Origin of the sequence: Pseudomonas sp. BC42, assembly GCF_021560055.1 — a bacterium.
In the GTDB taxonomy this organism is placed as follows: domain Bacteria; phylum Pseudomonadota; class Gammaproteobacteria; order Pseudomonadales; family Pseudomonadaceae; genus Aquipseudomonas.
The window spans coordinates 2,617,576-2,629,997 of the sequence record NZ_CP091067.1 but is presented as its reverse complement, the minus strand read 5'-3'; the positions used below and the strand labels follow the sequence as shown (position 1 = coordinate 2,629,997).

11 protein-coding genes are annotated in these 12,422 nt (G+C 66.1%); 2 read left to right on the top strand and 9 right to left on the bottom strand.

What is annotated here, in order from left to right; translation table 11 throughout:
• Window positions 1-93 precede the first annotated feature (93 nt).
• From L1O02_RS12330 to L1O02_RS12320, 3 genes are all read right to left on the bottom strand, one after another.
• Window positions 94-825 (bottom strand): molecular chaperone, encoded by a 732-nt coding sequence (locus tag L1O02_RS12330; protein ID WP_060841976.1) that lies wholly within the window; start codon window positions 823-825, stop codon window positions 94-96.
• A 78-nt stretch (window positions 826-903) separates the two neighbouring features.
• A complete protein-coding gene (locus L1O02_RS12325) occupies window positions 904-1,452 on the bottom strand; it encodes a fimbrial protein (RefSeq protein ID WP_060839994.1) in 549 nt (182 codons plus the stop codon).
• Window positions 1,453-1,784: 332 nt separating this feature from the next.
• On the bottom strand, window positions 1,785-2,258 hold the full coding sequence (locus L1O02_RS12320) for a hypothetical protein (protein WP_082729912.1): 474 nt from the start codon (window positions 2,256-2,258) through the stop codon (window positions 1,785-1,787).
• A 155-nt stretch (window positions 2,259-2,413) separates the two neighbouring features.
• Between L1O02_RS12320 and L1O02_RS12315 the strand changes: the two genes are divergently transcribed.
• Window positions 2,414-3,589, top strand: a complete 1,176-nt coding sequence (locus tag L1O02_RS12315) for a sterol desaturase family protein (RefSeq protein ID WP_235759978.1) — start codon at window positions 2,414-2,416, stop codon at window positions 3,587-3,589.
• A gap of 25 nt (window positions 3,590-3,614) precedes the next feature.
• The gene (locus tag L1O02_RS12310) at window positions 3,615-4,718 is read left to right on the top strand and encodes an SMP-30/gluconolactonase/LRE family protein (protein ID WP_060844020.1); all 1,104 of its coding nucleotides are present in this window, start codon (window positions 3,615-3,617) and stop codon (window positions 4,716-4,718) included.
• 101 nt (window positions 4,719-4,819) lie between these two features.
• Here L1O02_RS12310 and L1O02_RS12305 read toward each other — a convergent pair whose 3' ends face one another.
• The 6 genes from L1O02_RS12305 to L1O02_RS12280 all read right to left on the bottom strand — a co-directional run bounded on the left by L1O02_RS12305 (window position 4,820) and on the right by L1O02_RS12280 (window position 11,615).
• Window positions 4,820-5,053 (bottom strand): DUF465 domain-containing protein, encoded by a 234-nt coding sequence (locus tag L1O02_RS12305; protein ID WP_060839997.1) that lies wholly within the window; start codon window positions 5,051-5,053, stop codon window positions 4,820-4,822.
• 134 nt (window positions 5,054-5,187) lie between these two features.
• Complete coding sequence (locus L1O02_RS12300; protein ID WP_235759977.1) at window positions 5,188-7,854, bottom strand: excinuclease ABC subunit UvrA; 2,667 nt, start codon at window positions 7,852-7,854, stop codon at window positions 5,188-5,190.
• Window positions 7,855-7,950: 96 nt separating this feature from the next.
• Window positions 7,951-9,669, bottom strand: coding sequence for an ATP-binding protein (locus tag L1O02_RS12295; protein ID WP_108545615.1), 1,719 nt, complete (start codon window positions 9,667-9,669; stop codon window positions 7,951-7,953).
• Between the two features lie 230 nt (window positions 9,670-9,899).
• Window positions 9,900-10,559: a DUF799 domain-containing protein gene (locus L1O02_RS12290; RefSeq protein ID WP_060839999.1), complete on the bottom strand. Its 660-nt coding sequence runs from the start codon at window positions 10,557-10,559 to the stop codon at window positions 9,900-9,902.
• Window positions 10,556-10,927, bottom strand: a complete 372-nt coding sequence (locus L1O02_RS12285; RefSeq protein ID WP_102864845.1) for a DUF4810 domain-containing protein — start codon at window positions 10,925-10,927, stop codon at window positions 10,556-10,558. Before L1O02_RS12285 ends, L1O02_RS12290 begins: the two co-directional genes overlap by 4 nt.
• Before the next feature lie 28 nt (window positions 10,928-10,955).
• Entirely contained in the window at window positions 10,956-11,615 is a 660-nt protein-coding gene (locus L1O02_RS12280; RefSeq protein WP_162492856.1) for a CsgG/HfaB family protein, read from the bottom strand.
• Window positions 11,616-12,422: the final 807 nt, after the last annotated feature.

Below are 12,422 nucleotides of genomic sequence, written 5' to 3'. Positions count from 1 at the left end.
AAACAACCGACCCAGTTTTTCAAACACACACACATCCCGAACTTGACCCTCTGCATGACTGCGCTGGTTTCATTCCGTAGGCACGTCATTGGCTCAGAACGTCGCACTGGACTTCAACGGATCGCTGTAACCCCCGTAGTCATTGATGATCGAGAATTCCACCGTGGCGCTGCCGGACTTGAGCCGGCGTTTGAGAGGGAAGTCCTGGGTGGACTTGGGGGCCACCATGTCGACGTCCTGCAGCTCGATCGGGGTGTCTCCATCCATCACCCGGATAGCGATGAAAGTGATGTGATAGGCACTCGGGTTGGTCACCTGCAACACCGTTCCCGACGGTTGCGCCAGGAGTTTCCAGGTCAACTGGCCGGGCGCGTCCTGAGCGCTGCCCGGCAAGTGGCCGGGCCGATAGAACAGCTTGACCCGGGTGCGCACCGCCACTTTCAGGGTGTTCTCCTGCTTTTGCTCCAGCAGGGGAATTTCCTGGGCATTGAAATAAAACACCGACTCCCGATCCTCCGGCAGTTGCCCGGGCGTCTTGATGATCCGTACCACCTGCTCCTCGCCCGCGCGCACTTTGAACAGCGCCGGCATGGCGATGAACGGGCTGAGCGAGCCCTTGCTGTCCGCGGCGTCATTGACCCAGGTCTGCACCGCGTAATCGCTGCTGGTGAGGTTGGAGACGATGGTCGAGGCACTGCGTTCATCGGCGTTGAGGATGATCCGCGTGCCATTGAGCATGATGCCGGCGCTGGCCTGGGGGACGGGCCAGAGCAGCGCCAGGGACGCGCACAGCAGCGCGCCGCGAAAGCGAGGGAAAGTAGTCATATCGATCAGAACCTGAGGCAGGGAACAGGGCATGCCGAGGCCCCCAAGTCACAGGCAGGAGCCCCGGCCGGAACGCGCTTACTTGTAGTCGACGCTGAAGGACGCCTTGGCGTTGGCGGTGCCCGGCGTGGCTTCACCGGTGGCGATGTAGTTGGCGGTGAAACGCATCGGTTGGGTCAGGTCCGCGTACTCGCTGGAAGCCCGGCCCAGTTGCACGTCCACGCCCTTGGCGTCGCGAATCTGCACCGCGACATTCTTGGCCACCCCGGCGCCGCCTGCGCCCTCCAGGGCCAGCCACTCACCGTTGGGGCCGGCGGCACCGTTCATGCTGAGAAAGCGCACGGTGGCGGTCTTGCCGGTCAGCACACAATCCTTGTCGTCCTTCGGTGCCGTCATGGTCAGGGCAAAGGAACCGGCGCCAGCGGTATCGCCGGCCTTTTTCAGCGACAGGGCGGGCGCGTTGCCCAGGGAAACATTAACGCCGGCACCGCCGTTGAGGTCGCCGACACTCACCGAACAGGTATTGGCAGTGATCGAGCCGGTGAAGTTGATTTCGCCGTCGGCCGCCATGGCCTGGGCAGCGACACAGCACACAGCGACAGACAGTGCGGACTTGATGAATTTCATGGGTTTTATACCTATCTCGTGTTTGACGTTTGCCTTGCTCCTCAAGGCCTGGAAAGCCTACAAACGTTAACTTGTGAATGAGATAGGACGGCTCTCGGGCGTGACCGAGAAGATTCTTGATTGCAAACCGGAGGCCCATCAAGACGTTCGGCCTCGAGCCCCCCCGAAAGCCTTGGCCCGAAGGGCCTGCAACAACTAAGAAGCCCGCGCCGGGCGCTTTTTTTCGGCGCAGAGCCTGTGCGCGTGATGCCTGCCCAACGCCGATCGCCCTGCCCAGCTAGCGCCAGCCCGGCGCTGGATCCTGGCCGGACCCGACTAGACCCGAGCAGGCATCATGAACGCGGCTCCTGGAGGCGCGGCGGCAGAAACAGCCGCGCCGTCGACCAGCAGGTGACGAGGGCGGCCAGGAACACCAGGAACAACCCTAGCCAGTAGTCGTCATAGCGGGCCCTTGCGCTGTGCGTGACCACCTCGCGGATAAACAGCGCTACCCAGCCGGTGGCGAGCACGGCGCCGAGCAGCGCCAGGGCATTGCAGCTGCGCGCCGAGCGCCTGACCTTGAGCAGGGACGCGCCCAGGGCCAGCCCGAGCAACGGCAGGAAAAACACCAGGACCGCCACCAGCGGCGTCAGCAACGGCATCAGCAGGATCTCGCCGCCACGCACCTCGCCGATCAGCCTTGGATGAGTGGCTATGTGCGCCACCAGCAGCACGCTATTGATCAGCCCGGCGACAAAACCCGGCACCAGGGGACACAGGATAAAGCTCATGAATACCTTGAAGCGCGGGTAACGAACCTCGGTCATGGCGCAGGCCCTTGCAAGCGTAAAAGGGCGGGATTGTGCACGGCCATCGATCTTCTTGCCTCATGAGTTTTTGCCCGTTGCCCCCCTGCCCATTGGCCGGATAAAGCGCCGGCGGCTACGCTGCAGCCGACAAAAACAACAACAGGAACAGCGTCGTGCGAGACACCATCGAACACTTTCGCGAGCAGTATCGAGCCGCGGTCAGTCCGCGCTACAACCCCTGGCTGCATGGCGGTTTTGTCCTGGGCTATGGCTTGCTGTGCGTCGTCCTCCTGTGCAGCACCCTGCGTCAGGTGCAGCCCCTGGAATGGCTGGCGGTGCCCTTGGCGCTGCTGTTCTTCAACCTGTGCATCTACCTGGTGCACCGCTGGCTGGGGCATCACAAGCGCCGCTTCGCACGGCTGTTCTATGCCCGCCATACCGGCGACCACCACAGTTTCTTCGCCCCCGGGCTGATGAGCTATCAAGGCCGCAAGGACTGGCGGGTGATCCTGTTTCCGGCCTGGCTGATCGTGGTCCACAGCCTGCTCTTCGCCCTGCCGCTGTGGGCCTTGCTGCGCCTGTGGAACGGCAACGTGGCGGCGCTGTTCGCCAGCTGCACCCTGATCGGCTACCTGGCCTATGAAGTCTTCCATGCCTGCGAGCACTTGCCCGCCAGCCACCCGCTGGCGCGCCTGCCCTGGGTGCGGCAGATGCGCCGCCTGCACGAGCTGCATCACCGCCGGGAACTGATGCAGGAGCGCAATTTCAATATCGTCCTGCCGCTGATGGACTGGCTGTTCGGCACCTTGTACTGGCAGCCTGAGGAGTCTTCGTCCGCGGCGACCGCCTTCGACCCGGCCAGGCCCATGACCCGCATGCAGCATCAGGTCGATATTCCGCGCAGCGCCGAGGCCACCCTGGCCTATGCCGCCAGTCCGCGCTGCTGGCCGCAATGGCACCCGTCCTCGTTGCAGGTGCTGGGCGACGCTGGCCCGTTGTTCGCCGGGCAGGGTTTCGAGGAAGACATCCATGCCGGCGGGCGCAGCGGCCACCTTAGCTGGCGGGTCGAGGAGCACCTGCCGGGGCAGCGCTGGCGCGCCAGCGCCCGGGGCGAGCATGGCCTGGCATTGCGCCTGACCTATGAGTGCCAGGCGCTGGCGGCCCAACGCACGCGCTTTATCCGCACCCTGGAATATCGCTTCGAACCTCTGCTGATGCGCCTGGGCAATCAGCTGTTATTCAAGCGGCGGATTGAGCGAGAATCCGCCGCCTCATTGCTGGCATTGTGCGAAACGGCCCAGCACGCCATTCCACTGCCGCCCGCCCCGGCGCCAGGCCACCCGGCCTGAGGCCGCCCCCGACAGGAGTCATTGCATGAATCACATAGCCCCTCGACGTTTCAGCGCAGCGCGGATTGTCCTGCTGGTGCTGCTGGCGATCCTGGCCTTCCTGCTGCTGTGGCCGACCCGGGTCCAGCCGGTGGCCTGGCAACCGGCGCCGGCACCGTCCCTGAGCCAGGGCGCGTTCGCCGAGAACCAGAAACTCAAGGCGCTGCAAGCGGTGGGCGCCCGGGATATCGACGGCCCCGAAGCCCTGCTGCTGGAACAGGACCAACTGATCAGCGGCCTGCATGACGGCCGGGTGATCCAGACCCGCCTCGACGGCAGCACCCTCAAGGTGCTGGTCAACACCGGCGGCCGCCCCCTGGGGCTGGCCCGGCACCCGGATGGACGCCTGATCATCGCCGATGCCATCAAGGGCCTGCTGGCCCTGGACAGCCAAGGCCAGTTGCAGACCCTGAGCACCGCCGCCAATGGCCTGGCATTCGGTTTTACCGACGATGTGGCGGTGGACGCCGCCGGGCGCTACGCCTATTTCAGCGACGCCAGCAGCCGCTGGGGCTACGGCCATGACGGTGAAGCGGTGATCGAGCACGGCGCCGATGGGCGCCTGCTGCGCTACGACTTCCAGAGCGGCAAGACCGAGGTGCTGCTGGAGGGCCTGGAGTTCGCCAACGGCGTCGCCCTGGGACCGGACGAGGCCTATGTGCTGGTCAATGAAACCGGCGCCTACCGCATCAGCCGCTACTGGCTCAAGGGCGATCAGGCCGGCCGGCACGACCTGTTCATCGACAACCTGCCGGGGCTGCCGGACAACTTGAGCTTCAACGGCGCCGGGCGTTTCTGGGTGGCCCTGTATGCGCCGCGCAACCCGTTGCTCGACGGCACGGCGCCCTATCCGCTGGTGCGCAAGATGCTGGTGCGGGCGATGACGGTATTGCCCAAGCCGGTGGAAAAGCGCGGCTTTGTGCTGGGCCTGGACACCCAGGGCCGGGTGATCGCCAACCTGCAGGACGCCAGCAGTGGCAACTACTCGCCAATCACCACGGTGCGCGAATACGGCGATGCGCTGTACCTGGGGTCGCTGACGGCCCGGCACATGGCGCGCCTGCCGTTGCAGGAGGCACTGGCGCCTTGAGCGGATGAGGGATGGGATGCGACGCGCCGGGGCATGACAGCCCGGCGGGCGTCAGGGCGGCTGCGCCCGGTAGGGGCAAGCGCCCTGGCCACAGGGGAAGGTCAGGAACCGGCGGTGAGTTTCTCGGAGATCTCGTCCTTGATCAGCAGGCGCTTTTCCTTGAGTTTCTTCAGTTCATCGTCGGCAGCAGCCGCCGCTTCGGCCTTGAGCACCTGATCATCGATGATGGTGTATTTGTCGAACAGAGCATTCAGGTGGGGGTCACTGGCCCGACGCTTTTGAATGTCTTCCTTACTGCAGCTCAGGTCCTGGTAAAGGTCGTGGGTCACCGGCATGGAACACCTCCGTGGTTGATGGCAGCAAGGGCCGGATAACGCCCCTGCCGGTGATCAGAATGGCCTTCGCGCCCCGGGTCTGTCGACCGCCAATCAGACCAGCGGTAACCGTTCGTCGCCCGCCCTGCCCTGGATCAATGCCCGGCCAGGGCCTGGGCCAGAAACGCGGCGGTACGGCTGTCGCGCTGCCGGGCCACCTGCTCCGGCGTGCCGCAGGCCACCAGGGTGCCGCCCTGGTCCCCCGCACCCGGGCCGATGTCCATGACCCAGTCGGCCTGGGCCACCAGGCGCATGTCATGCTCGACCACCACCACGCTGTGGCCCGCCTCCACCAGCTTGTCCAACTGGGCAAGCAACCGGTCCACATCCTGCGGATGCAGGCCGGTGGTGGGTTCGTCGAGCACGTACAAGGTCGCGCCCCGGGCATTGCGCTGCAGCTCGGTGGCCAGCTTGATGCGCTGGGCCTCACCGCCGGACAGCTCGGTGGCCGGCTGCCCCAGGCGCAGGTAATCCAGGCCGATGTCGCAGAGCACCTGCAGGGCGCGGCGGATGCCCGCTTGCTCGGCGAACACCGGCAAGGCCTGCTCGACACTCAGCTGCAGCACCTGGGCGATATTCAGGCCCTGCCAGGTCACGGCCAGCGTCTCGGGGTGGTAACGGGCCCCCTGGCAAGTGGGGCATGGGGCGAAGACGCTGGGCATGAACAGCAGCTCGACGCTGACAAAGCCTTCGCCCTCGCAGGCCGGGCAACGACCCTTGGCCACGTTGAAGGAAAACTGCCCGGCGTCAAAGCCGCGCTCCCGGGCCTCGGGGGTGGCGGCAAACAGCTTGCGCACCTGATCGAACAACCCGGTGTAGGTCGCCAGATTGGAACGCGGGGTACGGCCGATGGGCTTCTGATCCACCTGCACCAGGCGCTTGATCTGCTCCAGGCCGGCACTGACCCGACCGCTGCTGCTTGGCGGCGCGTCGTCTTCCAGGTCCAGCTCCGGCGCCTCCTCGCTGCCGCCCACCTTGCCCAGATGGGCCCCCACCAGTTCCAGCAGGGCCTGACTCACCAGGCTGGACTTGCCGGACCCGGACACCCCGGTCACGGCCGTGAAGCAACCCAGGGGAAACGCGGCATCCAGGTCCTTGAGGTTGTTGCGGCTGACCCCCTCCAGGCGCAGCCAGCCCCGGGGCTGGCGCGGGGTGCGCCGGGCCGGGGCCCGCTCGGCGAACAGATAGGCCCGGGTCGGGGAAGCCGTGACCGCCGCCAGCCCCGCCGGCGGACCGCTGTACAGCACCTGGCCGCCCCGCTCCCCGGCCGCCGGCCCCACGTCCACCAGCCAGTCGGCACGGCGCAGGGTCTGCAGATCATGCTCCACCACGAACAGCGAGTTGCCGGCGGCCTTGAGCCGTTGCAAGGCCTGGAACAGCGCCTCGGCATCCGCCGGGTGCAGGCCCGCCGACGGTTCGTCCAGCACGTAGATCACCCCGAACAGCTGCGAGCCCAGCTGGGTCGCCAGGCGCAGGCGCTGCAACTCGCCGCTGGACAGGCTCGGCGTGCTGCGCTCCAGGGCCAGGTAGCCCAGCCCCAGGTCGGTCAGGGTGGCGACCCGCTCCAGCAGGTCCTGGGCGATGCGTTGCGCGGCCAGGCGTTTCTCCGGGGACAGGTTGGGGGTGTGCCGCACATCCGGCGCGCCGCGATGCTCCGGAGCGCCCCGGGCATGGCGCTGCTGGCGCGCGGCGCGGGTCTGGGCATGGCTCAGCACCGGCTCATCGGCGGTGGCCTGCTCCAGGTAAGCCGCGGCGGCCACCGGCCGCAGCACCTCGGCCAGTTGCAGCAATGGCAAGCGCGCCAGCTCGCCGATATCCAGCCCGGCAAAGGTCACCGCCAGGGCCTCGCGCTTGAGCCGCTTGCCCTCGCACAGCGGGCACGGGCTGCCGCGCATGAACTGCGCCACGCGCTTTTTCATCAGCGCGCTCTGGGTGTGGGTGAAGGTGTGCAGCACATAGCGCCGGGCACCGCTGAAGGTGCCCATGTAGCTCGGCTCCTGTTTGCGCTTGAGGGCCTCGCGGGTCTGCTCCGGGGTCAGCCCGGCGTACACCGGCACCGTGGGAGTCTCTTCGGTGAAGAGAATCCACTCGCGCTGTTTTTTCGGCAGTTCGCGCCAGGGAATGTCCACGTCGTAGCCCAGGGTTACCAGGATGTCCCGCAGGTTCTGCCCCTGCCAGGCCAGCGGCCAGGCGGCCACGGCGCGCTGGCGGATGCTCAGCGAAGGATCGGGGACCATGCTCGCTTCATCGACGGCATAGACCCGGCCCAGGCCGTGGCACTGCGGACACGCGCCCTGGGGGGTGTTCGGTGAAAAGTCCTCGGCGTAGAGCATCGGCTGCCCCGGCGGGTAGCTGCCGGCCCGGGAATAGAGCATGCGCACCAAGCTGGACAAGGTGGTCACGCTGCCCACCGAGGAGCGCGTGCTCGGCGTGCCGCGCTGCTGTTGCAGGGCCACCGCCGGCGGCAGGCCGTCGATGCGATCGACATCCGGCACCCCGACCTGATCGATCAGGCGCCGGGCATAGGGCGCCACCGACTCGAAATAGCGCCGCTGGGCCTCGGCATACAGGGTGGAAAACGCCAGGGACGACTTGCCCGAGCCAGACACCCCGCAGAACACCACCAGGGCATCCCGGGGAATGTCCACGTCGACATTCTTCAGGTTGTGCTCGCGGGCGCCGCGCACCCGGACGAAACCGTCGCGATCAGAAGGTGGCGTGCTCGCCAGGGCGTCATGGGGGACATGGGACGAAGAAGTCATGAACCTGCCTGCAGTTGGAGATCGGAAGGGACGCAAACCCACCCTGGGCGAACCGCCGGTGCCGGGGCACGCCCTGGTGCGGCGGTGGGAATCGGCTCAACCCCCCAGCAACGAGCGCACCATGGCGCTCAGGTCCTCGGGGGCGTAGGGCTTGCTCAGCAGGTGGGTGTCCGGGCTGAGCTGGTGATTGCGCGAGATCATGTCCCGGGTATGCCCCGAGGTGAACAGCACCGCGACCGGCGGCGCCTGGGTCCTGGCCCAGGTGGCCAGGTCGGTGCTCTTGATCAGCCCCGGCATCACCACGTCGGTGAAGATCAGGTCGACCGCCAGCCCCTGCAGCAGCAGTTGCATGGCGGCATCGCCGCTGGCCGCGGAGCACACCTGATAGCCCTCGTGCTTGAGCATCTCCACCGCGGCGCTGCGCACATCGGTATCGTCCTCCACCACCAGGATCCGCTCCTGGCCCGCGTTCGCCCGCGGCACCGGGCCAACGGCCGGCAAGGCGGGCTGGGCGACACTGCGGGCAAAGTACATCTGCACCCTTGTGCCCTGCCCCGGGCGGCTGAGAATCTCGATATGGCCACCGCTCTGCTTGACGAAGCCGAACACCATGCTCAGCCCCAGGCCAGTGCCGTGGCCGTCGGTCTTGGTGGTGAAGAACGGCTCGAAGGCCTGCTTGAGCACCTCGGCGGACATGCCGCCACCGCTGTCGGCCACCGTCAGCCGCAGGTACTGGCCGGGGCTCAGGTCCGTGCCGGCGCAGAACTGTCGATCCAGCAGCAGATTCTCCACGCTGATGCCGATGGTGCCCTCGCCGGCCATGGCATCCCGGGCGTTGATCGCCAGGTTGAGCACGGCATTCTCCAGCTGGTTGCGATCCACATGGATGCACCAGGGCTCGGCGGGCAGTTGCACCTGCAGGCGAATGGTTTCCCCCAGGGCCCGTCGCAGCAGTTCAGCCAGCCCCTGATCCAGCTCCCGGGGATCGTAGAGCGCCGGTGACAGCGGCTGGCGCCGGGCGAAGGCCAGCAACTGGGCCGACAGCTTGGCCCCCCGCTCCACCGCGGTCAGCGCGGCACGGGTGCGGCGCTGCACATTGCTGTTGTCCGGCTCGTGCCGGGCCAGCAGGTGCAGGTTGCCGGCGATCACCTGCAACAGGTTGTTGAAGTCATGGGCCACGCCGCCGGTGAGGCCGCCAATGGCTTCGAGCTTCTGTGACTGGCGCAGTTGCTCTTCGGCGGCCAGACGCGCGTTGACCTCTTCCAGTACCCGCTGTTCGAGACTGCGCGCCATCTGCCGCAGGTTGTCCTCGGCGGCCTGCCGACGCTGTTCGGAAATCACGTGGCCGGTGGTTTCCACGACGATGGCGATCACCCCGGCCGGCGCCTGGTCGTCGCCGGCCACCGGGCTGTAATAGAGATCCAGCCAGACGCTTTCCGGCTCGCCGTTGCGCAGCAGCACCAGCTCCTTGTTGCGGTAGGACAAGGTGCCGCCATTGAGGCAGGTGTTCATCACCCCGCGATTGAACTCGGCGACTTCCGGCCAGCCCAGCTCCACCGCGCAGCCCAGCAGATAGGGATGGCGGCCGCCGGCAAATACCGCGTAGGCATCGTTGTAGATCATGTAGCCCAGAGGGCCACAGAGCATCACCATCGGCACCGGCGAACCGAGCATCAGTTGCACCGTGCTGCGCAGGCTGTGGCTCCAGTTGCGCAATGAACCCAGGCTGGTGACGGACCAGTCGAAGGCCCGGATGCGTTCGGCCATCTCGCCTTTCCACCCCTGGCACCCGTGATGATCTGATAAGAACGGCATGAACGGACTCTGCGAAAAACGTGATACAGCATGGATTTTCAAGAGGTTGCAGCACAGCCTCCAGAGCCTTTGAGCACAGCCTCTGCCGATGGTTTCACGGAAATTGCCGCGGCCCCGTTGAACCGACCCGGGGCGGGCCTGAAACAACAGGATAGGCGATGCCGTCCGATCCGGGAGGACGCCCGCAGGCGCCCTCCCGGCCACAGGCGGATTGCCCGCCCGCCAGGACCTCAGTCGGTGCCGTATTTCGGCGAGCGCGGACCGTACAGCAGGCCGGTGCGTTGCCCGGCCGACAGCAGGCGCTGGCTGGTGATGCCGGCGATCGGGTGCCCGGCGTCGGTGGTGGTGTTGATGATCTGCTTCACCGCGGCGGTGATCAGCATGCCCACCAGGCCACCGTTGTTGCCGTTGTTGCCTTCCTCGCTGGAAGCCCGGGCGCTGCCGGTCCACAGGGTGGTGCCGGTCTTGAGATCGACCAGGGTGGCGCTGGCGGTGACCACCGTCTCGCTGCTGATCAGCATGTAGCTGGTGCCGTATTCCTTGACCGTGATGTACAGCCCGGCGTCGGCGCCGAAGATCTCGTTGAGCTTGGCCGGCGACAGGCCATGGATGTCCGCCGGGTTGGTCAGGCCGTTGTGGCGGAAGGTTTCATCCACCACGGCAATCGGCATCACGTAGTAACCGGCTTCGGCCAGGGGAAAGGTCACCTGGGACAGCATGCTGTAGGTGGCCTTGACGTCCGGCGATTCATTGAGCGGCGGCAGCACCAGGATCGACTTCGGCCGGGCCTGCTTGTAGGCCGAGTAGTCCACGGTCTTGGGCGCGGCGCAGCCCACCAGCAGGCTGACGCTCAACAGACCCAGGAGGTTGCGCAAGGTGGTGAAGTTCATTTAGCGGCTCCCTGCTTGGCGTTCTTCAACAGAAAGTCCATGTACGAGGCGGACTCGGGGAACAGCGCCTTCTCGGTATTGAACTGCTGCACCATCTGGTCATCCTTGCCCAGGCCCGCGTAGAGCATGCCCAGGTGCGCGTGGTAACCCGGCGGCACGGCCTTGCCGGTGGACTTGATCTTCTGCAGGTCACGCTCCAGCGCCTCGACCTGGGCTTCGCGGGCTTCCTCGCCCTTGAAGTATTCGTAGGTCTGGGCCTGGTAGGTTTCCCACTGGTACAGCGTCTTCGGCCCGCTGCAGCCGGCCAGCAAAACGCTGCCCAGCAAGGCGCCGGCCAGCAGGGGCCGCGCGGTGAAGGTCTTGAACATGCTTACATCTCCCTGTTAGCAGTATTGATCAGCGGCCGGGTTTCCAGGCCCCGGCATCGATGGCTTCGACCATGCGGTTGACCGCCTCGCGCATGGCCAGGTCCAGCACCTTGCCGTTGAGGGTCGAGTCGTAGGAAGCGGTGCCACCGAAGCCGATCACTTCACGGTTGGACAGGGCGTACTCGCCGGCACCCTGGGTCGAATAGACCACTTCGGAGGTGCTGATATTGACGATGTTCAACGCCACCTTGGCGTAGGCCACCTGGGTCTTGCCGCGGCCGAGAATGCCGAACAGCTGATGGTCGCCGGTTTCCTTGCGGCCGAACTCGGTGACGTCGCCGGTGACCACGAAATCCGCGCCCTTGAGCTTCTGCGCCTGGCCCTTGATCGCCGCTTCCTGCTGGATCTCGCCCATGTTGTCGCGATCCAGCACGTTGAACCGGTTGGTCTGCTGCAGGTGGGTGATGAGGATGGTCTTGGCCTGGCCGCCGAGGCGGTCGACGCCGTCGGAGAAAATCCCGCGCATGTAGCTGGAGCGGTTATCGAACTTGCCCACCGCCATCGGCACCCGGGCCCCGGTCCACACCTGGCTGGCGCTCTGGACCTTCTCCACCGGCAAGGCGCGGGAGCTTTCAGTGGCACAACCGCTCATGCCCGTCAGCACCGCCAGTGCTGCGCCGGACAACATCAACTTCGAGATCACTCTCACTCTAGGTTCCTTTTTGAGTATCCATTTGGGTGCACCGTCTCGATGCACTTTCGCCCTGCCGTAAGCCTCTGGCCCCAGTCTGTGGGGGCAGGAAAAGCATCGGCGGGACGTTCTGAAACTTGATGCAGGGGGCATCATCGGCGGCGATTATGCCAAAGCGCCACCATGCCGAAAAGGAATAAAAAATCATCAGCGTCCACCTGTCTCCGCTCGCAAAACCTCGGGGCCGGTAGCTGTGTAGCCGCTGCCGCAGGCTGCGAACGGCTCCGCAGGAGACGTAAAGTCCTGAGATCGCTAGAGGCTCGGCGGCGGATCGCCAAGCAAGGCCCTGCGGGCCTTTGCGCAGCCTCGCCAGGGCTCGGCAGCGGCTACAGGCCAGTGCCGAGCCTGACTTTTGTAGCCGCTGCCGCAGGCTGCGAACGGCTCCGCAGGAGACGCAAAGTCCTGAGACCGCTAGAGGCCGGCGGCGGATCGCCAAGCAAGGCCCTGCGGGCCTTTGCGCAGCCTCGCCAAAGCTCGGCAGCGGCTACAGGCCAGTGCCGAGCCAGGCTTTGTAGCCGCTGCCGCAGGCTGCGAACGGCTCCGCAGGAGACGCAAAGTCCTGAGATCGCCAGAGGCTCGGCAGGAGATCGCCAAGCAAGGCCCTGCGGGCCTTTGCGCAGCCTCGCCAGGGCTCGGCAGCGGCTACAGGCCAGTGCCGAGCCAGGCTTTGTAGCCGCTGCCGCAGGCTGTGAACGGCTTGGGCGGCATTCCGACGCAGGAGACGCAAAAGTCCTGAGATCGCCA